Source organism: Variovorax sp. Root434 (assembly GCF_001426595.1).
Taxonomy (GTDB): Bacteria; Pseudomonadota; Gammaproteobacteria; order Burkholderiales; family Burkholderiaceae_C; genus Variovorax.
Map to the genome: position 1 here is coordinate 34,588 of NZ_LMEK01000026.1, position 20,790 is coordinate 55,377.

Annotated in this window: 20 protein-coding genes and 1 tRNA gene; 15 read left to right on the forward strand and 6 right to left on the reverse strand. The window is 65.6% G+C overall.

Going from position 1 to position 20,790, the window contains the following annotated elements; all coding sequences use genetic code 11:
- Window positions 1-148: 148 nt before the first annotated feature.
- The 13 genes from iscR to ASD05_RS24975 all read left to right on the forward strand — a co-directional run bounded on the left by iscR (window position 149) and on the right by ASD05_RS24975 (window position 9,144).
- Window positions 149-685, forward strand: a complete 537-nt coding sequence (gene iscR / locus ASD05_RS24920) for a Fe-S cluster assembly transcriptional regulator IscR (RefSeq protein WP_007828186.1) — start codon at window positions 149-151, stop codon at window positions 683-685.
- An 84-nt stretch (window positions 686-769) separates the two neighbouring features.
- Window positions 770-1,990 (forward strand): IscS subfamily cysteine desulfurase, encoded by a 1,221-nt coding sequence (locus ASD05_RS24925; protein ID WP_056598047.1) that lies wholly within the window; start codon window positions 770-772, stop codon window positions 1,988-1,990.
- 50 nt (window positions 1,991-2,040) lie between these two features.
- A complete protein-coding gene (gene iscU / locus ASD05_RS24930; RefSeq protein ID WP_007828189.1) occupies window positions 2,041-2,460 on the forward strand; it encodes a Fe-S cluster assembly scaffold IscU in 420 nt (139 codons plus the stop codon).
- Between the two features lies 1 nt (window position 2,461).
- Window positions 2,462-2,785, forward strand: coding sequence for an iron-sulfur cluster assembly protein IscA (gene iscA, locus ASD05_RS24935; protein WP_007828190.1), 324 nt, complete (start codon window positions 2,462-2,464; stop codon window positions 2,783-2,785).
- 63 nt (window positions 2,786-2,848) lie between these two features.
- Window positions 2,849-3,367 carry a Fe-S protein assembly co-chaperone HscB gene (gene hscB / locus ASD05_RS24940; protein ID WP_056598049.1) on the forward strand — a complete coding sequence of 173 codons (519 nt, stop codon included), beginning with the start codon at window positions 2,849-2,851 and terminating at the stop codon, window positions 3,365-3,367.
- A 4-nt stretch (window positions 3,368-3,371) separates the two neighbouring features.
- Window positions 3,372-5,234: a Fe-S protein assembly chaperone HscA gene (gene hscA, locus ASD05_RS24945; RefSeq protein WP_056598052.1), complete on the forward strand. Its 1,863-nt coding sequence runs from the start codon at window positions 3,372-3,374 to the stop codon at window positions 5,232-5,234.
- Between the two features lie 9 nt (window positions 5,235-5,243).
- On the forward strand, window positions 5,244-5,582 hold the full coding sequence (gene fdx, locus ASD05_RS24950) for an ISC system 2Fe-2S type ferredoxin (protein WP_007828193.1): 339 nt from the start codon (window positions 5,244-5,246) through the stop codon (window positions 5,580-5,582).
- A 12-nt stretch (window positions 5,583-5,594) separates the two neighbouring features.
- Window positions 5,595-6,302, forward strand: coding sequence for a DNA polymerase III subunit epsilon (dnaQ, locus tag ASD05_RS24955; RefSeq protein ID WP_056598055.1), 708 nt, complete (start codon window positions 5,595-5,597; stop codon window positions 6,300-6,302).
- Window positions 6,303-6,377: 75 nt separating this feature from the next.
- Window positions 6,378-6,452 (forward strand) — tRNA-Val (locus ASD05_RS24960).
- Between the two features lie 206 nt (window positions 6,453-6,658).
- Complete coding sequence (locus ASD05_RS29740) at window positions 6,659-6,781, forward strand: hypothetical protein (protein ID WP_007828195.1); 123 nt, start codon at window positions 6,659-6,661, stop codon at window positions 6,779-6,781.
- A gap of 31 nt (window positions 6,782-6,812) precedes the next feature.
- A complete protein-coding gene (locus ASD05_RS24965) occupies window positions 6,813-7,916 on the forward strand; it encodes an NAD(P)/FAD-dependent oxidoreductase (RefSeq protein ID WP_056598057.1) in 1,104 nt (367 codons plus the stop codon).
- 154 nt (window positions 7,917-8,070) lie between these two features.
- Window positions 8,071-8,367, forward strand: coding sequence for a glycine zipper domain-containing protein (locus tag ASD05_RS24970; RefSeq protein WP_007828200.1), 297 nt, complete (start codon window positions 8,071-8,073; stop codon window positions 8,365-8,367).
- Between the two features lie 54 nt (window positions 8,368-8,421).
- Complete coding sequence (locus tag ASD05_RS24975; RefSeq protein ID WP_056598058.1) at window positions 8,422-9,144, forward strand: phage holin family protein; 723 nt, start codon at window positions 8,422-8,424, stop codon at window positions 9,142-9,144.
- Between the two features lie 19 nt (window positions 9,145-9,163).
- Here ASD05_RS24975 and ASD05_RS24980 read toward each other — a convergent pair whose 3' ends face one another.
- Complete coding sequence (locus ASD05_RS24980; RefSeq protein ID WP_157610272.1) at window positions 9,164-10,243, reverse strand: quinone-dependent dihydroorotate dehydrogenase; 1,080 nt, start codon at window positions 10,241-10,243, stop codon at window positions 9,164-9,166.
- A 40-nt stretch (window positions 10,244-10,283) separates the two neighbouring features.
- Between ASD05_RS24980 and rpiA the strand changes: the two genes are divergently transcribed.
- Window positions 10,284-10,985, forward strand: coding sequence for a ribose-5-phosphate isomerase RpiA (gene rpiA / locus ASD05_RS24985; RefSeq protein ID WP_056598060.1), 702 nt, complete (start codon window positions 10,284-10,286; stop codon window positions 10,983-10,985).
- Window positions 10,986-11,013: 28 nt separating this feature from the next.
- Here the strand turns inward: rpiA and ASD05_RS24990 are convergent, their stop codons facing one another.
- The 5 genes from ASD05_RS24990 to ASD05_RS25010 form a co-directional block, all read right to left on the reverse strand.
- Window positions 11,014-11,655 (reverse strand): glutaredoxin family protein, encoded by a 642-nt coding sequence (locus tag ASD05_RS24990; RefSeq protein ID WP_056598061.1) that lies wholly within the window; start codon window positions 11,653-11,655, stop codon window positions 11,014-11,016.
- A gap of 30 nt (window positions 11,656-11,685) precedes the next feature.
- On the reverse strand, window positions 11,686-13,743 hold the full coding sequence (locus tag ASD05_RS24995; RefSeq protein ID WP_056598064.1) for a M3 family metallopeptidase: 2,058 nt from the start codon (window positions 13,741-13,743) through the stop codon (window positions 11,686-11,688).
- A gap of 5 nt (window positions 13,744-13,748) precedes the next feature.
- A complete protein-coding gene (gene folD, locus ASD05_RS25000; protein ID WP_007828211.1) occupies window positions 13,749-14,600 on the reverse strand; it encodes a bifunctional methylenetetrahydrofolate dehydrogenase/methenyltetrahydrofolate cyclohydrolase FolD in 852 nt (283 codons plus the stop codon).
- A 76-nt stretch (window positions 14,601-14,676) separates the two neighbouring features.
- On the reverse strand, window positions 14,677-15,309 hold the full coding sequence (locus ASD05_RS25005; RefSeq protein WP_012747279.1) for a response regulator transcription factor: 633 nt from the start codon (window positions 15,307-15,309) through the stop codon (window positions 14,677-14,679).
- Complete coding sequence (locus tag ASD05_RS25010; protein ID WP_056598066.1) at window positions 15,306-17,846, reverse strand: PAS domain S-box protein; 2,541 nt, start codon at window positions 17,844-17,846, stop codon at window positions 15,306-15,308. Before ASD05_RS25010 ends, ASD05_RS25005 begins: the two co-directional genes overlap by 4 nt.
- A gap of 216 nt (window positions 17,847-18,062) precedes the next feature.
- Here ASD05_RS25010 and aceE point away from each other — a divergent pair, with 216 nt between their 5' ends.
- Window positions 18,063-20,777 carry a pyruvate dehydrogenase (acetyl-transferring), homodimeric type gene (aceE, locus tag ASD05_RS25015; RefSeq protein ID WP_056598068.1) on the forward strand — a complete coding sequence of 905 codons (2,715 nt, stop codon included), beginning with the start codon at window positions 18,063-18,065 and terminating at the stop codon, window positions 20,775-20,777.
- Window positions 20,778-20,790: the final 13 nt, after the last annotated feature.

Consider the following 20,790-nt stretch of genomic DNA (forward strand, 5'->3'; position numbering starts at 1 on the left):
ACTCAACAACAAAAAAAGAACTTCGCGATGAAGGACCGACTCCCACCGGCTGGTTCACCAGCGTCAGGGATCGGGCAGGGCGGAGACGAAGTCACCGCGGTCCAGGCCACGGTGTCATTTCAACGGTAAGCACTTGAAGGAGCTTGCGATGCGTCTCACTACCAAAGGCCGTTTTGCGGTCACAGCAATGATCGATCTGGCGTTGCGTCAGAACACCGGTCCGGTCACGCTGGCTGCGATCAGCCAGCGGCAGCAGATTTCGCTGTCGTACCTCGAGCAGCTGTTCGGCAAGCTGCGCCGCCACGAGCTGGTCGAGTCGACCCGCGGCCCCGGCGGCGGCTACAGCCTCGGTCGCAAGGCTGCGGATATCACCGTGGCCGACATCATTGTTTCCGTCGATGAGCCTATCGATGCCACCCAGTGCGGCGGCAAGGAAAACTGCCTGGGCGAAGCCGGCCGCTGCATGACGCACGAACTCTGGGCCTCGCTGAACCAGCGCATGGTCGAGTTCCTCGATTCCGTCACCTTGCAGAAGCTGGTCGACGACCAGATCGCCAAGGGCGTGCAGATCGAGAACAAGCCGGTCGTCAAGCGTGCCATCTCGGCCCAGCCGGTGGTCAAGCCGATTCGCGTGAATGCGCCGAATTCGGTGTTCGCCCTCGGCAACGCCTTCGCCAAGTCCTGAGACCTGATTTCCGGCGGCGCCTCCGGGCGCCGGCACGAGCAGCCCAGATCAAAAAACAACCCCCCACGCCAGCACGAGCCAGCCATGGACGTAACTCCTCATTTCCCGATCTATCTCGATTACGGCGCGACCACGCCTGTCGACCCGCGTGTGGTCGACGCCATGATTCCCTGGTTGCGCGAACATTTCGGCAATCCGGCATCGCGCAGCCATGCCTGGGGCTGGGAGGCTGAAGAGGCGGTCGAGAAAGCGCGTGGCCAGGTGGCTGAGCTGATCAACGCAGATCCCCGCGAAATCGTGTGGACCTCGGGTGCGACCGAGTCGATCAACCTCGCACTCAAGGGCGCGGCCCACTTCTACAAGGGCAAGGGCAAGCACCTGATCACGCTGAAGACCGAGCACAAGGCCGTGCTCGACACCATGCGTGAACTGGAGCGTCAGGGCTTCGAGGTCACTTACCTCGACGTCGAGGAAAACGGCCTCGTCGACCTCGAGAAATTTAAGGCGGCGATTCGTCCCGACACCATCCTGGCCAGCGTGCTGTTCGTGAACAACGAGATCGGTGTGATCCAGGACGTGGTTGCGCTGGGCAATGCCTGCCGCGAAAAGGGTGTGATCTTCCACGTCGATTCGGCCCAGGCCACCGGCAAGGTCGAGATCGACGTCACGAAGCTGCCCATCGACCTGATGAGCCTGGCTTCGCACAAGACCTACGGCCCCAAGGGCATCGGCGCGTTGTACGTGCGCCGCAAGCCGCGCATCCGCCTCGAGGCGCAAATGCACGGCGGTGGCCACGAGCGCGGCATGCGCTCGGGCACCTTGCCCACGCACCAGATCGTCGGCATGGGCGAGGCCTACCGCATCGCCAAGCTCGAGATGAAGGACGACATCGCCCATGCGGCGCGCCTGCAGAAGCGCCTGCTCGACGGCCTGAAGGATGTCGAACAGGTCTTCATCAACGGCGACCTCGAGCACCGCGTGCCGCACAACCTGAACATGAGCTTCAACTACGTCGAAGGCGAGTCGCTGATCATGGGCATCAAGGGCCTGGCGGTGTCGTCGGGTTCGGCCTGCACCTCGGCCAGCCTCGAGCCGAGCTACGTGCTGCGTGCCCTGGGCCGCAGCGACGAGCTGGCCCACAGCAGCCTTCGCATGACCATCGGCCGTTTCACGACCGAAGAAGAAATCGACTACGCCATCTCGACCATCAAGCACAACGTCGCCAAGCTGCGCGAGCTGAGCCCCCTGTGGGAGATGTTCCAGGACGGCGTCGACATCAGCACGATCCAGTGGTCGGCACACTGATACAGGGCAGCCCAAGGCTCCACGATTGAACAAAGTTTGAGAGGTACACCATGGCATATTCTTCCAAGGTCATCGACCACTACGAAAATCCCCGCAACGTCGGCTCCTTCGAAAAGGGCGACGATTCGGTCGGCACCGGCATGGTCGGCGCACCGGCCTGCGGCGACGTGATGAAGCTGCAGATCAAGGTCAACCCCGAAACCGGTGTGATCGAAGACGCACGCTTCAAGACCTACGGCTGCGGCTCGGCCATTGCCTCGTCGTCGCTCGTGACCGAATGGGTCAAGGGCAAGACGCTCGACGAAGCGGCTGCGCTCAAGAATGCGCAGATCGCCGAAGAGCTGGCGCTGCCGCCCGTGAAGATCCACTGCTCCATCCTGGCCGAAGACGCGATCAAGGCCGCCGTGAGCGACTACAAGGCCAAGCACGGCGTCAAGACCGCCGAGTCCGCTGCCGAGGCCGTCCACTGACATGGCCGTTACGCTGACCGAAGCCGCTGCGCGACACGTCACCCGCTACCTCGGCAAGCGAGGCAAGGGCGTGGGCGTGCGGCTGGGCGTGAAGACCACGGGCTGTTCGGGCCTGGCCTACAAGCTCGAGTACGTGGACGAGTTCACGCCTGAAGACGTGGTGTTCGAAGACCACGGCGTGAAGGTGCTGGTCGACCCGAAGAGCCTGGCCTACATCGACGGTACGCAGCTCGACTTCGTGCGCGAAGGTCTGAATGAAGGCTTCAAGTTCATCAACCCGAACGAGCGTGATCGCTGCGGTTGCGGGGAAAGCTTTCGCATTTGATGCGTCGTCGCTGAGCGCGACCACAGCCGCCACCATGTCATGTGCTGGCGGTTTTTTCTTGCCATGAACCTGAACGACACCGACTTTCAACTGTTTGCCGTCCCGGCGACTTTCGCTCAGGACCGCACTGCGCTCGACGCGCGCTGGAAAGAACTGCAGCGCGAGGTTCACCCGGACCGCTTTGCCGCGCAGGGGGCCGCGGCGCAGCGCGTGGCCATGCAATGGTCGGTGCGCATCAACGAGGCCTACCAGCGGCTCAAGGACCCGATCCGCCGCGCCAGCTACATCTGCGAATTGCACGATGCGCCGCTGAACACCGAGAACAACACGGCGATGCCGGCGGAATTCCTGATGCAGCAGATGGAGTGGCGCGAGGCGCTGGACGACATCGACAGCACCGCCGCGCTCGACAAATTGCTGGTCGAGGTCGAAGCCGCTCGCGCACGCGCACTCTCGTCCCTCGACTGGCTGATCGACGAAAAAGGCGACTATCCCGCCGCCGCGCAGCAGGTGAGAGCCCTCATGTTCATTGAGCGCTTCGGACAGGACGTCGAAGCCAAATTCGATCAATTGGGACAATAAGGGCATGGCTCTTCTTCAGATTTCCGAACCCGGCCAGGCGCCCGACCCGCATCAGCGCCGCATCGCCGTGGGCATCGACCTTGGCACCACCCATTCGCTGGTGGCCGCGGTGCGCAACGGCGTGGCCGAATGCCTGCCCGACGACCAGGGCCGCGTGCTGCTGCCTTCAGCGGTGCGCTACCTTGAAGGCGATCGCCGCCAGATCGGCTTCGACGCAGCGGCCGCGCGCGCGCAGGACCCCGCCAACACCATCACCTCGGTCAAGCGGCTCATGGGCCGCGGCCTCGCCGACATCGCGAACCGCGACGCCATGTCGTACCGCATCGGCGGCGACGATGGCGGCATGGTCAAGGTGCAGACCTCGGCTGGCGAGAAGTCGCCCGTCGAAATCAGCGCCGAGATCCTGGCCACGCTGCGCTTCCGCGCCGAAGACACCTTCGACGACGAGCTCTACGGCGCCGTCATCACCGTGCCGGCGTATTTCGACGAAGGCCAGCGCCAGGCGACCAAGGACGCCGCGCAGTTGGCCGGCCTCAACGTGCTGCGACTGATCAGCGAGCCTACCGCCGCCGCCATCGCCTACGGCCTGGACAACGCGAGCGAAGGCGTCTACGCGGTTTACGACCTGGGCGGCGGCACATTCGATATTTCGATCCTGCGGCTCACTCAGGGCGTGTTCGAGGTGATTGCCACGGGCGGCGATTCCGCCCTCGGCGGTGACGACTATGACCATGCGCTGGCCGGCTGGGTGCTTGCCCAGACGGGCCTGCACGCCGGCAGCGATGCCGACAAGGCGGCGTTGCTGGTTGCCGCGCGGGCCGCGAAAGAGGCGCTGACCGATTCGGAATCCACTGTATTCCGCGCAGAAGTGGCAGGCGCAGCCGCCAGCCTCGAGCTGACGCGCGAGCAGTTCTACACCGCCACCCAGTCGCTCACCGACCGCACCATCGCCGCCGTGCGCAAGGCGTTGCGCGATGCGAAGCTCAAGTCCGACGACCTCAAAGGCATCGTGCTGGTCGGCGGGTCCACCCGCATGCCGCAGGTCCGGCGCGCCGTTGCCGATTTCTTCGGCCGCGAACCGCTGGTCAACCTGAATCCCGACGAGGTCGTGGCTCTCGGCGCCGCCATCCAGGCCAACCAGCTGGCCGGCAACAACGGTGCGGGCGAGCTGCTGCTGCTCGACGTGATCCCGCTGTCGCTCGGCATCGAGACCATGGGTGGGCTGGTCGAGCGCATCGTGCCGCGCAACCAGACCATCCCGACCGCGATGGCGCAGGACTTCACGACGTATCAGGATGGCCAGACCGCGTTGGCGCTGCACGTGGTGCAGGGCGAGCGCGACCTCGTGTTCGACTGCCGCAGCCTCGCGCGCTTCACGCTGCGCGGCATTCCGCCGATGGTGGCCGGCGCGGCGCGCATCCGCGTGACCTTCACGGTCGATGCCGACGGCCTGCTCAGCGTGAGCGCGAAGGAGCAGGGCAGCGGCGTCGAAGCCAGCGTGGCGGTCAAGCCGTCGTACGGCCTGTCGGACGACCAGATCGCGACCATGCTGCAGGAAAGCTTTTCCACCGCGCAGCAGGACATGCAGGCTCGCGCACTCGTGGAAGCACGCGTCGATGCCGACCGCATGCTGCTCGCCACGCAGAGCGCGCTCGACGCCGACGGCGACCTGCTGAGCGTTGAAGAGCGCGCGGCCATCGACGCATCGATGGCGCAGTTACGTGAGGCCGCCAAGGGCAGCAACGAGGCCGCCGCCATCGACGCGGCCACCAAGAAGCTGGCCGACGACACCGAGGCCTTCGCCGCCCAGCGCATGAACGCGGGCATTGCGCGCGCGCTTGCAGGGCGCAAGGTCGAATCTCTCTAGAACAACAACATGCCCACGATCAAGATCTATCCGCATCCCGAATACTGCCCGCAAGGCGCCGAGATCACCGCGCCGGCCGGCACCTCGATCTGCGAGGCCCTGCTCGACAACGACATCAACATCGAGCACGCGTGCGAGATGAGCTGCGCGTGCACCACCTGCCACGTGATCGTGCGGGAGGGCTTCAATTCGCTCAATGAGGCAGAAGAGGGCGAGGAAGACCTGCTCGACCGTGCCTGGGGCCTGGAGCCGCAGTCGCGCTTGAGTTGCCAGTCGATCCTGGCACAGGAAAATGTGACGATCGAGATTCCCAAGTACTCGATCAACCACGCCAAAGAGAATCACTGAAAGAGCCACCGCATGTCGCGCCAGATCGTCCTCGACACCGAAACCACCGGCCTTTCCGCCGAAAACGGCGACCGCATCATCGAACTCGGCTGCGTCGAGCTCTTCGCCCGCAAGCTCACCGGCAACGACCTGCACATCTACTTCAACCCCGAGCGCGAGAGCCATGAAGACGCGTTGAAGGTTCACGGCCTGACGACCGACTTCCTGCGCGACAAGCCGAAGTTCGCCACGCTGGCCAACGACATCGTGGAATACCTGCGCGATGCCGAGCTGATCATCCACAACGCGGCCTTCGACGTAGGCTTTCTCAACAAGGAGTTCGAGCGCGCCGGATTGCCGCCGCTGCGCACCTTCGTCGGCGAAGTGACCGACACGCTGGCCATGGCCAAGCAGGTCTACCCGGGCAAGCGCAATTCGCTGGATGCGCTGTGCGACCGCTTCGGCGTCGACCGCTCCAACCGCACCTTCCACGGCGCCAAGCTCGACGCGCAGCTGCTGGCGGACGTCTACATCAACCTCACGCGCGGCCAGGATGCGCTGCTGATCGACGTGGCCTCGAACGAGCCCGCGCAAGGCACCGCCGTGGTGGCCATCGACCTGAGCCAGTTCGAGCTGCCGGTGATCATGGCGGCCGAGCACGAACTGACCGCGCACGAGGCGGTGTTGGTGCAACTCGACAAATCGAGTGGCGGTCGCACGCTGTTTCGGGAAAACAGCTGAAAAGCTATGGCATAATCTGAGGCTTCGCACAACGCGATACGTTTTCAAGACGCTGAAGTCAAACAGCAGCGTTTCGGGCGGTTAGCTCAGGGGTAGAGCACAGCATTCACACTGCTGGGGTCGGAGGTTCGAAACCTCCACCGCCCACCAAATCAAAAGCGACCTGGATTTCCAGGTCGCTTTTTTGTTGCGCGTTTTCTTCTGGATCCACTGCGCGCCGAACGGGTCGGGGGTTCTGCGGCATGCCGCGGCGTGCGGCACATGAACTGTCGGTCCGCACCGACGGCAAGTGCAGCCAAGGGCCGTTTGAACTTTCCATGTCGGAGTTCTAGAACCAATGGGAAAGGAGCGCCACCATGGCCACCCATCCCGACCTTCCGACACCTGTCACACCGGATCTGCCCGTCGAGCCCGACGAAGGGCCGAGCACGCCGCCCGACGAACCCACCGATCCCGAGCCGCCGCCCTCCGTAAAGTGATTCCACACGCGGGCCGCGCTAAGCTCGCGCGATGGAAGAAATTGATTGCGCCGTCATCGGCGCCGGTGTGGTGGGGCTGGCAGTGGCGCGCGCCTTGGCGCTCGACGGCCGGGAGGTGCTGGTGCTCGAATCCGAAGGTGCGATCGGGACGGGCACGAGTTCGCGCAACAGCGAGGTCATTCATGCCGGCATCTACTACCCGCAGGGCTCGCTGAAGGCGAAGCTTTGCGTTGAAGGGAAGGAGTTGCTGTACGCCTATGCGGCGGAGCGCGGTGTGCCGCATCGGCGCTGCGGCAAGCTCATCGTGGCGACATCGCCGGGGCAGGCGGACCAGCTCGAAGCCATTCGGGTCAAGGCTGCGGCGAACGGTGTCGGCGACCTGGCGATGCTGACCGCGCAGCAGGCCGTCGCGCTGGAGCCGCAGCTGCATTGCGTCGCGGCGCTGCATTCGCCAAGCACCGGCATTGTCGACAGCCACGCCCTCATGCTGAGCCTGCTCGGCGATCTGGAGAACGCAGGCGGCATGCTGGCGCTGAAATCGGCCATCATGCGCGCCGAATGTGGCGCTGGGGCTGTTGTCCTGATCGCGGAGGACGGCACGGCGTTGCGTTGCCGTAGCGTGGTCAATGCGGCAGGTCTCGGTGGCCCGGCGTTGGCGCGGTGCTTCGAGGGCCTGCCGCCTTCGGCGGTGCCCGTGGAGCACTTTGCCAAGGGCAATTACTTCACTCTGTCGGGGCGTGCGCCGTTCGGGCGCCTCGTCTATCCCGTGCCCGAGCCCGGCGGATTGGGCGTGCACCTCACGATCGACCTGGGCGGCCAAGCCAAGTTCGGGCCTGACGTGCAGTGGGTGTCCTCGCCTGACGACTTGGTGGTGGACCCCACGCGCGGCGACGGTTTCTATGCCGAGGTGCGCAAGTACTGGCCCGCGCTGCCCGACGGGGCCTTGATCCCGGGCTATGCAGGGATGCGGCCGAAGATCTCGGGCCCGGGCGAGCCGGCTGCGGACTTCATGATCGACGGACCCGACTCGCATGGCGTACAAGGGCTGGTCAATCTCTTCGGTATCGAGTCGCCGGGCCTCACGAGCAGCCTGGCCATCGGGCAGCACGTTGCGCGCCTGCTGGCGGATGAATGAAGCGCGCTCGTGCGCAATGAAGTGGCATCTCGCATCAAAGTCTGCACATCTGTCGCGCCCGAGGGCCTTTTGTGCCTGTAACATGACAGGACGCCATCGCTGGCGTGAAAGCCGCCGGCGCGGTGCCGGTGTCATCAATGGAGGAAAGATTCCAATGAGTGCATCCCAAAATCTTGAAGCAGCGGCCGAAGACATCGCAAGCGACGTGCGCGGCGTGCTGGCAAGCAAGGACCTGGATTCGGTTCCCCACATCAAGGCGCTGCGCCAGCGCATCGACACCAAGCTGGCCATCGCACGCGAACTAGCGGCCGAGAAGAGCAAGCTCGCCGCCAAGAAGGCCCGTGAAGCGGCCAACTCCGCCAACGCCTACGCCCATGACGAACCATGGCAGATCGCCGGTGCTGCACTGGCTGTCGGCGTGCTGGTGGGCCTGCTGCTTGGCCGCCGCTGACCTGAGCATTCGCCGCCGCAGCATCGTTCCCCCGGACATGGCCGGAGCCAGCCCATGAGGCTGTCGTCCCTGTTCGGGCTGAACGCCCGGATTCGGCGGCTGCGCATCGCCGCCGCCGAAGGCGCGCTGGCGGCCGAAGACCGGGTGCAGCTGCTGCGCATGGCCTGGGAGGACGAGAAGCAGCGCCTCAAGCTGTTGCTTGTCTTCAGTCTGGCCGTGCTGGGGCTGACCACGGTCACGGTGGCTCTGCTGTCCGTGGCGGTGGTGGTTCATTTCTGGGAAACGCCCCACCGCATCGTGGCCGCATGGTCGGTGGCGGGGGTGTGGATCGTGCTTTGGCTGGCGGCCGCCATCGGCTTGCTGCTGACGCTGCGCAACGCATCCAACAGCTTCGTGCCGGCACGCCGCGAGTTCGAACGCGACTGGGCCTGGGTCCAGGACCGTTTCGGCCTCGGCAAGGATCCTGAGCAGGACGAAGAGGCGCCGCGCCCCCCGCGCCCCGCCACGCGCGAGGAGCTGCTGGCGCGCATGGAGCGTCAGCGCGAGCGCATCGCGACATTGCAGGGTGGACGCGAGCAGGCGCAGCCGGCCGGCGGTTCAGGCGAGGGCGAAGCGCCTCCGCCCAACGAATCGGCGGCTGCCGCGGCACTGCGCATCGCGCGTGCGCATCCGGTGGCCACCGGCGTGGTTGCCGCGGCCGCCGTGGTGTTGATCCGGCCAAAGCGCCTGCTGCGTTGGGCCGCGGTCATCGCGCCAATACTCTGGCGCATGCGCTGAAAGAGACGAAGAAAAAAGCTCAGGCCTGGCTGCGATCCCGCAGCAACGCCTGGGCGGCTTCGCGCACCAGCGTGGGGCCGCGATAGATGAGGCCGGTGTAGATCTGCACTACGTCCGCACCCGCGGCGATCTTGGCCTTGGCATCGGCCGCGCTCAGGATGCCGCCGACCCCGATGATCGGAAAACCCGACCCGAGTGCCGCGCGCAATTGGGCGACAACGCGGTTGCTGGCCTCGCGCACCGGCGCACCCGACAGCCCGCCCGCTTCATCCGCATGCGGCAGGCCCTTGACCGCATCGCGCGCGAGCGTGGTGTTGGTGGCGATCACGCCGTCCATGCCGTGACGCTTCAGCGTGGCGGCGATCACCGCGACCTGGGCCTCGTCGAGATCGGGGGCGATCTTCACGAACAGCGGGGAGCGCTTGTTGTGGCGCGCGGCCAGCGCCTCGCGCCGTTCGGCGACTGCGCCGAGCAGCGCATCGAGCGCCTCGTCACTCTGTAGCGTACGCAGGTTGGCGGTGTTGGGGCTCGAGATGTTGATCGTCACGTAGTCGGCGTGCGGGTACACGCCGTCGAGGCAGAGCAAGTAGTCGTCCACCGCGCGCTCGATCGGCGTGGCGGCGTTCTTGCCGATGTTCAGGCCCAGCAGCATCGGCGACGTGGTGCCTCTGCCGGCCTTGCGGAAACGCGCCTTCTGCACATTGGCCAGGAAGGCGTCGAGCCCTTCGTTGTTGAAGCCGAGCCGATTGATCAGCGCATCGCGCTGCGGCAGCCGGAACATGCGCGGCTTGGGGTTGCCCGGCTGGGCCTTCGGAGTCACCGTGCCGACTTCGACGAATCCGAAGCCCATGGCGGCGAAGGCGTCGATGCAACGTGCGTTCTTGTCGAGCCCGGCCGCCAGGCCCACGCGGTTCGGAAAGCTCAGGCCGGCGAGCTGGACCGGATCATTCACGCGCGGTGCCGAATAGGCGCAGGCCAGCGGCGTGTTCTGGGTGCGTGCCAGGCCGTCCAGCGTGAGTTCGTGGGCGTGCTCGGGGTCGAAACCGAACAGGAAAGGGCGGGCCAGGCCGTAGAGCGAAGAGGGCATCAGCAGGGGCATCGGATAATTCTGAACTTCTATGAGCCAAGGATTCTCCGCGATGACCGCACCCGCCACCCCAACCCCTCTTTCTCAGGACGAACTCAAGGCCCAGGTCGGCCTTGCCGCGCTGGCCTACGTGGTCAAGGGCGAGATCGTCGGCGTCGGCACCGGCTCCACGGTGAACAAGTTCATCGATGCGCTGGCCACCATCAAGGACGAGATCAAGGGCGCTGTCTCCAGCTCGGTAGCCTCGACCGAGCGCCTGCGAGCACTGGGCATCGCGGTGTTCGACAGCAACGAGGTGGAAGAACTGGCCGTCTACATCGACGGCGCCGACGAAATCGACCACCGCGGCTTCATGGTGAAGGGCGGCGGCGCCGCGCTCACGCGTGAAAAGATCGTGGCGGCGCAGTCGCGCAAGTTCATCTGCATCGCCGATGAGTCCAAGCTGGTCGATGCGCTGGGCGCGTTTCCGCTGCCGGTGGAGGTGATCCCGATGGCCGCGCGCCGGGTGATGCGCCAGTTTGCAAGCATGGGCGGCATCGCCCAGGTACGCGAGAAGGACGGCCTGCCGCTGGTTACCGACAACGGTCAGCACATCGTGGACGTGACTGGCCTGCGGATCACCGATCCGCTGGCCTTCGAGTCCGAGGTGAGCCAATGGCCGGGCGTGGTGACGGTGGGCGTCTTCGCGCACCAGAAAGCCGACGTGTGCCTGCTGGGCACCCCGACGGGCGTGAAGACGATGCAGTTCGCCTGACGATTCGCGGCCGCCAGCGCGGCCTGGGTCAGAACTTGATGCCGGCCGGGTTGCTCGGGGTCGGTTCGCTCGAGGTGGGAGGCGGCGACGCGGGCTGCGCAGCCGGTGCCGCAGGGGCCCGGGTTGCGGGCGCTGCCTGTTGCGCGATCAGTGGCCGCGCCAGGCCGTTGCGGTAGCCCGCGGGCAGGCTGTTGCTCTTGGGATAGCCGGCCGCGTCGAGGTACTGCGACCACTCGGCATCCGAAAAGCCCTTGAGCTGCTGCGACCCGATGGTCAGCAGCGGCAGCGAACTCTGGCTGCTCAGGCGCTGCAGCGCCTGGACTTCCTCGTTGCTCTTGACGGTCCGCTCCTCGAACGGGATGCCTCGTGTGACAAGCAGCGAGCGTGCCGTGCTGCAGGGTCCGCATTCGTCGCTGCTGTACAGGGTGACGGGGTAGCGCTGCGCCACTTGCCGCAGTTCGTAGGGCAGGCCGGCGTTGGGGGGCGTGGTGACGCCGCCTTGCGGCGCCGAAGCCGCTTCGGTGCTGGCGGTCGGGGCGCGATCTGAAAAGGTGACCTTGCCGTTCTTGTCGACTTGGCGGTAGATGGGCTGTGCCATCGCGCCCGCGGCAACGAGCGCAAGGGCGAGGCCACTCAGGCGATGCAGTGAGAATTTGTAAATCGGATGCATCGCCCGAGTATCGCAAGCTTCAGCGCCGCATCAAGCGGGCTGGGGCTCCGCCATGCCTTGGTGTCGCAGCAGCGCATCAAGCTGGGGCTCGCGGCCGCGGAAGGCCTTGAACGAATCCATGGCGCTGCGGCTGCCGCCGGCCTCCAGGATGGCCTGGCGGTACTTGCGGCCGGTCTCGATGTTCGGCTCGCCGTCGGCGCCCACGGTTTCCTCGAAGGCCGCGTAGGCGTCGGCACTCAGCACCTCGGCCCACTTGTAGCTGTAGTAGCCGGCCGCGTAGCCGCCCGAGAAGATGTGGCTGAAGGTGTTCGGCGTGCGGCTGAACGGCGGCGAGGGCATCACGGCCACCTCGGCGCGCACCTTGCCGAGCAGCGCCATCACGTCGCCGGGCTTGGCCGTGGCCGCGTGGTACTCGGTGTGCAGCAGCATGTCGAACAGCGAGAACTCGATCTGGCGCAGCGTCTGCAGGCCGCTCTGGAAGTTCTTGGCGGCCGTCATCTTGTCGAAGAGGGCGCGCGGCAGCGGCTCGCCGGTGTCGACGTGGGCGGTCATGTGCTTGAGCACGTCCCACTCCCAGCAGAAGTTTTCCATGAACTGGCTCGGCAGCTCGACCGCGTCCCACTCGACACCGCTGATGCCCGAGACGTCGCGCTCGTTCACCTGCGTGAGCATGTGGTGCAGGCCATGGCCGAACTCGTGGAAGAGGGTGGTCACGTCGTCGTGCGTGAGCAGCGGCGGCTTGCCGTCGACGCCGCTGGCGAAGTTGCACACCAGCTGTGCGACCGGCGTCTGCAGCACGCCGTTGTCGGGACGCAGCCAGCGGGCCCGCACATCGTCCATCCAGGCGCCGCCGCGCTTGGCGGCGCGGGCTGAAGGGTCGAGGTAGAACTGGCCGACCTTCTGGCCGGCGCGTTCGATGCGGTAGAACTCGACGCTCGGATGCCACGTGGGCGCTGAATCGCGGCGGATCGACACCTCGAACAGCGTCTCGACGATCTTGAACAGCCCGGCCATGACCTTCGGCGCCGGGAAGTACTGCTTCACCTCCTGCTCGCTGAAGGCATAGCGCGCTTCCTTGAGCTTCTCGCCGATGTAGCTCCAGTCCCAGGGTTGTGGATCGGTGATGCTCAGTTGCTCCGAAGCGAAGACCCGCAGGTCGGCCAGGTCGCGCTCGCCATAGGGCTTGGCCTTGGTGGCGAGATCGCGCAGGAACTTGACGACCTGCTCGGGCGATTCGGCCATCTTCGGCACGACCGAGAGTTCGCCGTAGTTCCGGTAGCCCAGCAGCTTCGCTTCTTCCTCGCGCAGCGCGAGGATCTCTGTGATGAGCGCGGTGTTGTCGAAGGCGGCATCGCCGAATTCGCTGGCGCGCGTGACGTAGGCGCGGTAGAGCTTCTCGCGCAGCGCGCTGCTCCTGGCGAATTGCATCATCGGCAGGTAGCTCGGCATCTTGAGCGTGAGCTTGTAGCCTTCCTTGCCCTCGGCTTCGGCGGCTGCGCGAGCGGCGCTCACGACGTCCTCGGGCACGCCCGCGAGCTCGCCCAGCGGGGCGTAGTAGGCGAAGGCATCGGTCGCGTCGAGTGCGTTCTCGCTGAACTTCTGGCTCAGCTCGGCCTGGCGCTCCTGGATGTCGGCGAAACGCTTCTTGGCGTCGCCCTGCAGTTCGGCGCCGCCGAGCACGAAGTTGCGCACGGCATTCTTGTGCGCCTGGCGCTGCTCGGGATTGAGCGTGGCCGGATCGATGGCCTTGTACTTGGCGTACAGGCGCTCGTCGGAGCCCAGGCGGGTCCAGAACGCGGTGACGCGCGGCATGGCCTCGTTGTAGGCGGCGCGCAGCTCCGGCGTGTCGGCCACGGCGTTGAGGTGGCCGACGGCACCCCAGGCGCGGCTGAAGCGTTCGGAGGCCACGTCGAGCACCCTGGAGATCGCGTTCCAGTCGGCCGGGAATTCAGCCGCCGTCACCGTCTGCAGCGCGGTTTCGGCATCGGCCAGCAGGGTGTCGACCGCGGGCGATACATGCTCGGGCCTGATGCGATCGAACAGCGGGAGATCGGTGAAGTCGAGGAGTGGGTTGTTCGTGGTGGCCATGGAAATCACTTGGCGGCGCGTTCTGCAGCTTCAAGGGTGTTGACGAGGAGCATGGCGCGGGTCATCGGGCCGACGCCGCCCGGCACCGGGGTGATCCAGCCAGCCACTTCCTTCACGCTGTCGAAATCGACGTCGCCGGCCAGCTTGCCGTCGGCCTTGCGGTTCATGCCGACGTCGATGACCACCGCACCGGGCTTCACCATGTCGGCCGTCAGGAGATCGAGCTTGCCCACGGCCGCGACGATCACGTCGGCCTGCCGCGTGATGGCGCCGAGGTCTTGCGTGGCGCTGTGGCAGATGGTCACGGTGGCGCTCTTGGCCAGCAGCATCATGGCCATCGGCTTGCCGACGATGTTGCTGCGGCCGATGACCACCGCGTGCTTGCCGCGCAGGTCGTAGCCGATGGATTCGAGCATCTTCATGCAGCCGTGCGGCGTGCAGGGCCAGAAGCCGGGAGCGCCGGTCATCAGTGCGCCGGCGCTGGCGACGTGGAAGCCGTCGACGTCCTTGGCGGGCGAGATCGTCTCGATGACCTTCTGGCTGTCCATGTGCTTGGGCAGCGGCAGCTGAACCAGGATGCCGTGCACCTTCGGGTCGTCGTTGAGGGCGCGGATGCGGGCCAGCAAGTCAGCTTCGCTCAGGTCGGCGGGGTAGGTCTCGAGCGTGGCCTGCAGGCCGGTCTCGGTGCTGTCGTTGACCTTGTGCTTCGTGTAGACCTGGCTCGCCGGATCGCTGCCCACCAGGATGATGGACAGTGCCGGGTTCACGCCGCGCGCCTTCAGCGCGGCGGTGCGGCCGGACACCTCGGCACGAATGGTTTTGGCGAGGGCGTTGCCGTCGATCAGTTGGGCGGTCATCGGTTTCGATTTTCCAAGTAAAAACGCCCGCTTGCGCAGGCGTGGGGGACATGCATTGCTATCGGGGGGATAGCTTCTAGGCCTTGGCCGCGGGTGCAGCCTGTCCGAGGGCGATCTTGAGCAGATCGGCCACGGTGTTGGCGTTGAGCTTTTCCATGATGTTGGCGCGATGCGCCTCGACCGTCTTGATGCTGATGCCGAGGTCGTCGGCGATCTGCTTGTTCAGGCGGCCGGCGACGATGCGTTCGAGCACCTGCGCCTCGCGGCCCGTGAGCTTGGACAGCAGCGCATCGCGGCTGGCCGATTGCTGGTGCTGGGTGAAGGCGCCGCGCGCATGTTCGAGCATGCGCTCGACCAGCGTGACGAGCTCTTCGTCGTTGAAGGGCTTCTGGATGAAATCCATTGCGCCCTTCTTCATGCTGTCGACCGCCATCGGCACGTCGCCGTGGCCGGTGATGACCACGATCGGCAGCGGGGAGCGGCGTTCGATCAGGCGATCCTGCAGTTCGAGGCCGGTCATGCCGGCCATGCGGATGTCGACGATCAAACAGGCGACTTCGCGCGGGTCGTATCGGGAGAGAAAGGATTCGGCGGAATCGAAGCAGCGGACTCTGTAGTCCTTGCCCTCGAGCAGCCATTGCAGCGAATCGCGTACGGCTTCGTCGTCGTCGACGACATAGACCGTGCCCTTCTTCGGAATCAAACTCATGCAGGTACCTTTGCCTCGTCGCTAGCTACGGAACTGATAGCGTCCAACACCGGAATCCAGAAGGAAAAACGGCATCCGATCACATCCGGGCCATTGTAGATGTTCTCCGCCTGCATCCGCCCGCGGTGCGACTCGACGATGGTGCGGCACAGATTGAGCCCGATGCCCATGCCCTCGGGCTTGGTGGAGAAGAAGGCTTCGTAGAGCCGGTCCATCACTTCCGGCGCGAGGCCCTTGCCCGTGTCCTGCACCGAGAACTCGATGGCATTGTGGCCTTCGATGACCTTGGGCAGCACGCGCAGCTCGACGCTGCGGCGCGCCAGCGGGCGCTCGGCGATGTCGATGGATTCGGCCGCGTTCTTCAGCAGGTTGACCATCACCTGCTCGATGAGGATCGGGTCGACGCGCACCACCGGCAGCCGCGCGGCCACGTAGTGGTTCAGGCGCACGTTGCGCCGGCGCAGCTCGATGCCTGCCAGCTCGACCGCCTCGCTCACCATGGTGGCCACGTCGGCTGGCGTGCGGTTGGGTTCGCTGCGCTTCACGAAGGAGCGGATGCGCTGGATGATCTGGCCCGCGCGCTGGGCCTGCTTCGACGTCTTCTCGAGCGCGGCGAGCAGCGCGTCGTTGTCGATCGATTGGCCCTTGATGCGCGACATCATCCCGTTGCAGTAGTTGGTGATGGCGGTCAGCGGCTGGTTGAGCTCGTGGGCCACGCTGGAAGCCATCTCGCCCATCGTGATGAGTCGGCTCGCAGCCTGGGCCTTGTCGGCCTGCGCGGCGGCCTGCTCCTCGGCGTCGCGGCGCGGCGTGATGTCGGTGGCGATCACCAGTTGCGCGAGGCGGCCGTCGACCCATGTCAGGTAGCGCGAACGCACTTCGAGCCATTTGCCGAGGTGCGGCACGAAGATCTCGTTGTTGGCCGCCTGCGCCGCGGTGAGCGTGTCGATCGGCAGGCCCGCGTACGGATCGACGTCGTCGAGGCCTTCGTCGTGCGCATTCGAGGCTGGCACACCTGCCTGCGCGACCATGCCCAGATGGCCCACGGTGTCGGAGCCGAACCAGAGCCGGTACAGCTTGTTGGCGAACAGCAGTTCCTCGCTGCCGATGGGCGCGACGGACACGGCCGCATCGAGCGCTTCCAGCACGGTGGTGAAGCGTTCGTACGATGCCGACAACTGCTCGCGGATGCGCGTGGGCTCGGTGATGTCGGTCATCGACGTCATCCAGCCGGTCTGGTGGCCGCGCGCGTCGATCAGCGGCGACACGTAGAGCCGGGCGTTGAACACGCTGCCGTTCTTGCGCTTCACGCGCACCTGGAAACCGCCGGGCAGGGCACGGCCGTGCAGCTCTTCTTCCAGGCGCTCGTTCATCACTTCGCGGTCGGATTCGAGCCAGTAGGGGAAGGGCGGCGACTGGCCGACGAGTTCGGCCTCGCTCCATCCGGTCATCGCGCAGAAGGCGGCGTTCACGTAGGTGATGCGGCCCTGCAGGTCGAGCACGCGCATGCCGGTCAGCATGGAGTTTTCCATGGCGCGGCGGAAATTGGTTTCCGCGACCAGCCGCTGCTGCGCCTGCAGACGCCGCCGCGTGTGCCGCCAGGTGCCGATCAGCATCCAGCTCGTGAGCACGCTGAGCGCGCAGACCAGCCAGAACAGCCCGTTGCCGACCACGCCCTGCGAGGTGCGGTAGGCCTGCGCCCGCAGCACCAGCGCATTGCCCACCGGGGACACCGGCACTTCGTATTCGTTGGTCCGCTCGCTCCAGGGCAGCAGGCGCGTGCCGCCTTCCTTCAGGGTGGTGGTGTTGCCCGCGATCGCGCGGCCCTTGGCGTCGAGCAGCGACACCGCATAGCGCGCCTGCACTTCGGACGGCATGCCGTAGCGCAGCAGGCCGTCGACCGAGAACTCGCCGAGCACCACGCCCGCGAACAGGCCTTGATCGAAAAGGGGGATATGCAGCTGCAGCATCGCAGGGGGGTCGCCCCCGGCCACGGGCTGCGAATACACCGGCTGGCGCAGCTCGCGGGCCAGCGCATAGTTGCTCTCGATGTCGCCGGGACGCAGCACGTCGCCGATCAGGTGCTGCTGGGCCGGATGCACGCTGGGCGCCGCATAGCCGGCCTTGAAGCGGCGGCGGTCGTCGATCCAGGTGATGGTCTGCAGCTCGGGGAACTGGCTCACCAGCGACTCGGCGCGGCTGGTGAATTCGACCGGGTCGATCTCGCGGTTGGAAGCGTCGCGCGCGATGCGCATCAACTGCTCCTGCCGTTCCAAAAGCCGCAGGCGCATGCGCTGCTGCGCGTATTCGACGTCGCGGCGCACCGACTCCTGCTCGCGCTCGACTTCCTCGGTGCGCAGGTACCAGAAGGCGGACACGATGGCGGCAAGAAACAACAGCACGGCCGCCATCGGCGCGAGCATGGCGACCGCGTCCTGCAGCACCGGCGTCTGCCGGCGCCACCACCTGCGCCACCAGGACAGGAGCGAGGCATTCACGGCACTGCGGGCAGCTGCCAGCGGAGAGGGAAAGGGCATGGTCCGAGTTTAGGTGAAGCCCTTCGGAAACGACGGCAAAGCAACGTCGGTCTGGGCTTGCGCGCGGTTTTGCGCAGGGCAAACGCGAACTGAAAATATCACATTAAGAAATTGCAACGCACTATTTGAAATCTCGATGTTTCTATGCGAAACTCCGCCGCGTTCGCTGCACAGCGCACTTAAATTACAGCCACAGCCCTAAAAGGAGAGACAAGCATGTCGGCAAATCCCGAGAACCTGTTCGGCTCGGCCGCAAACGATGCGGACGCCCAGGAGACCCGTGAATGGATGGATGCACTGTCCTCCGTCATCCAGAGCGAGGGTCCGGAGCGGGCCCACTTCCTTCTCGAGCAACTGCTCGAACATGCCCGCCAGAACACGGTCGACATGCCGTTCTCGGCCAACACCGGCTATGTCAACACCATCGAGCCCTCGCAGGAGGCCCGCAGCCCCGGCAACCTCGAGATCGAACAACGCCTGCGCGCCTACATGCGCTGGAATGCCATGGCGATGGTGGTCAAGGCCAACCGCATCCACCCGCCCGAAGGCGGCGACCTCGGCGGCCACATCGGATCCTTCGCCTCGCTGGCCAGCATGTTCGGTGCCGGTTTCAACCATTTCTGGCACGCCGAGAGCGAGAGCCACGGCGGCGATCTGCTCTACATCCAGGGCCACGTCTCGCCCGGCATCTATGCCCGCGCCTACCTCGAAGGCCGCCTCTCCGAAGAGCAACTGCTCAACTTCCGCCAGGAAGTGGACGGCAAGGGCCTGTCGAGCTACCCGCACCCCAAGCTGATGCCGGAGTTCTGGCAGTTCCCGACCGTCTCGATGGGCCTGGGGCCGCTGATGGCGATCTACCAGGCGCGCTTCCTCAAGTACCTGCATGCACGCGGCATCGCCAACACCGAGAACCGCAAGGTCTGGGTGTTCTGTGGCGACGGTGAAATGGACGAGGTGGAATCGCTGGGCGCCATCGGCCTGGCGGCGCGCGAGAACCTCGACAACCTGATCTTCGTCATCAACTGCAACCTGCAGCGCCTGGACGGCCCGGTGCGCGGCAACGGCAAGATCATCCAGGAACTCGAAGGCGAATTCCGCGGTGCCAACTGGAACGTCGTCAAGCTGATCTGGGGCAAGGGCTGGGACGCCCTGCTCGAAAAGGACCATGACGGCGCGCTGCGCAAGATCATGATGGAGTGCAACGACGGCGACTACCAGGCCATGAAGGCCAACGACGGCGCCTACGTGCGCAAGAACTTCTTCGGCCGTGACCCGCGCACGCTGAAGATGGTCGAGCACATGACCGATGACGAGGTCTGGAGCCTGCAGCGCGGCGGCCACGACTCGCAGAAGGTGTACGCCGCCTTCCATGCCGCCCAGAACCACAAGGGCCAGCCCACGGTGCTGCTCGTCAAGACCGTCAAGGGCTTCGGCATGGGCAAGATCGGCGAAGGCAAGAACACGGTCCATCAGACCAAGAAGCTCGGCGACGAAGACATCAAGGCCTTCCGCGACCGCTTCAACATTCCGATTCCCGACAGCCAGATCGCCGAGCTGCCGTTCTACAAGCCGGCCGACGACACGCCGGAAATGCGCTACCTGCACGAGCGTCGCAAGGCGCTCGGCGGCTACCTGCCGCATCGCCGCGCCAAGGCCGACGAGAGCTTCACGGTGCCCTCGCTCGACACCTTCAAGTCGGTGATCGAGCCCACGGCCGAAGGCCGCGAGATCTCGACCACGCAGGCCTACGTGCGCTTCCTCACGCAGCTGCTGCGCGACAAGGCGCTCGGCCCGCGCGTCGTGCCCATCCTGGTGGACGAGGCCCGCACCTTCGGCATGGAAGGCCTGTTCCGCCAGATCGGCATCTACAACCCGCACGGTCAGCAGTACACCCCGGTCGATAAAGACCAGGTCATGTACTACAAGGAAGACAAGGCCGGCCAGATCCTGCAGGAAGGCATCAACGAAGCTGGCGGCATGTCGAGCTGGATCGCGGCGGCCACGTCGTACAGCACGAACAACCGCATCATGGTGCCGTTCTACGTGTACTACTCGATGTTCGGCTTCCAGCGCATCGGCGACCTGGCCTGGGCGGCCGGCGACATGCAGGCCCGCGGCTTCCTGCTGGGCGGCACCTCGGGACGCACCACGCTGAACGGCGAAGGCCTGCAGCACGAAGACGGCCACAGCCACATCCTGGCCAACACCATCCCGAACTGCGTGAGCTACGACCCGACCTTCGCGCACGAAGTCGGCGTGATCCTGCATCACGGCCTGAAGCGCATGGTCGAGAAGCAGGACAACGTCTACTACTACCTGACGCTGCTCAACGAGAACTACGCGATGCCCGGCCTCCAGCCCGGTACCGAAGAGCAGATCATCAAGGGCATGTACCTGTCGAAGCAGGGCCCTGCGCTCAAGGCCAAGGCACCGACCGTGCAACTGCTGGGCAGCGGCACCATCCTGCGCGAGAGTTTTGCCGCGCAAGAGCTGCTCGAAAAGGACTGGGGCGTGTCGGCTTCCGTGTGGAGCTGCCCGAGCTTCAACGAGCTCACGCGTGACGGCCAGGACGCCGACCGCTGGAACCTGCTGCACCCGGACCAGACGCCGCGCGTGCCCTTCGTGGCCGAGCAGCTTGCGCCCACCACCGGCCCGGTGGTCGCCTCGACCGACTACATGAAGGCCTACGCCGAGCAGATCCGTCCCTTCATCCCGAAGGGCCGCAACTACAAGGTGCTGGGCACCGACGGCTTCGGCCGCAGCGACTTCCGCAACAAGCTGCGCGAACACTTCGAGATCAACCGCCACTACATCGTGGTGGCTGCGCTCAAGGCGCTGAGCGAAGATGGCACCGTGCCGGTGGCCAAGGTGGTGGAAGCGATCAAGAAGTACGGCATCAATGTCGACAAGGTCAACCCGCTCTACGCCTGACCCTCAACAATCA

What these genes read in the sequence shown, in the direction of transcription:
- iscR (WP_007828186.1), top strand. Translation starts at nt 149, where the DNA reads ATGCGTCTCACTACCAAAGGCCGTTTTGCGGTCACAGCAATGATCGAT.
- ASD05_RS24925 (WP_056598047.1), top strand. Translation starts at nt 770, where the DNA reads ATGGACGTAACTCCTCATTTCCCGATCTATCTCGATTACGGCGCGACC.
- iscU (WP_007828189.1), top strand. Translation starts at nt 2,041, where the DNA reads ATGGCATATTCTTCCAAGGTCATCGACCACTACGAAAATCCCCGCAAC.
- iscA (WP_007828190.1), top strand. Translation starts at nt 2,462, where the DNA reads ATGGCCGTTACGCTGACCGAAGCCGCTGCGCGACACGTCACCCGCTAC.
- hscB (WP_056598049.1), top strand. Translation starts at nt 2,849, where the DNA reads ATGAACCTGAACGACACCGACTTTCAACTGTTTGCCGTCCCGGCGACT.
- hscA (WP_056598052.1), top strand. Translation starts at nt 3,372, where the DNA reads ATGGCTCTTCTTCAGATTTCCGAACCCGGCCAGGCGCCCGACCCGCAT.
- fdx (WP_007828193.1), top strand. Translation starts at nt 5,244, where the DNA reads ATGCCCACGATCAAGATCTATCCGCATCCCGAATACTGCCCGCAAGGC.
- dnaQ (WP_056598055.1), top strand. Translation starts at nt 5,595, where the DNA reads ATGTCGCGCCAGATCGTCCTCGACACCGAAACCACCGGCCTTTCCGCC.
- ASD05_RS29740 (WP_007828195.1), top strand. Translation starts at nt 6,659, where the DNA reads ATGGCCACCCATCCCGACCTTCCGACACCTGTCACACCGGATCTGCCC.
- ASD05_RS24965 (WP_056598057.1), top strand. Translation starts at nt 6,813, where the DNA reads ATGGAAGAAATTGATTGCGCCGTCATCGGCGCCGGTGTGGTGGGGCTG.
- ASD05_RS24970 (WP_007828200.1), top strand. Translation starts at nt 8,071, where the DNA reads ATGAGTGCATCCCAAAATCTTGAAGCAGCGGCCGAAGACATCGCAAGC.
- ASD05_RS24975 (WP_056598058.1), top strand. Translation starts at nt 8,422, where the DNA reads ATGAGGCTGTCGTCCCTGTTCGGGCTGAACGCCCGGATTCGGCGGCTG.
- ASD05_RS24980 (WP_157610272.1), bottom strand. Translation starts at nt 10,243, where the DNA reads ATGCCCCTGCTGATGCCCTCTTCGCTCTACGGCCTGGCCCGCCCTTTC.
- rpiA (WP_056598060.1), top strand. Translation starts at nt 10,284, where the DNA reads ATGACCGCACCCGCCACCCCAACCCCTCTTTCTCAGGACGAACTCAAG.
- ASD05_RS24990 (WP_056598061.1), bottom strand. Translation starts at nt 11,655, where the DNA reads ATGCATCCGATTTACAAATTCTCACTGCATCGCCTGAGTGGCCTCGCC.
- ASD05_RS24995 (WP_056598064.1), bottom strand. Translation starts at nt 13,743, where the DNA reads ATGGCCACCACGAACAACCCACTCCTCGACTTCACCGATCTCCCGCTG.
- folD (WP_007828211.1), bottom strand. Translation starts at nt 14,600, where the DNA reads ATGACCGCCCAACTGATCGACGGCAACGCCCTCGCCAAAACCATTCGT.
- ASD05_RS25005 (WP_012747279.1), bottom strand. Translation starts at nt 15,309, where the DNA reads ATGAGTTTGATTCCGAAGAAGGGCACGGTCTATGTCGTCGACGACGAC.
- ASD05_RS25010 (WP_056598066.1), bottom strand. Translation starts at nt 17,846, where the DNA reads ATGCCCTTTCCCTCTCCGCTGGCAGCTGCCCGCAGTGCCGTGAATGCC.
- aceE (WP_056598068.1), top strand. Translation starts at nt 18,063, where the DNA reads ATGTCGGCAAATCCCGAGAACCTGTTCGGCTCGGCCGCAAACGATGCG.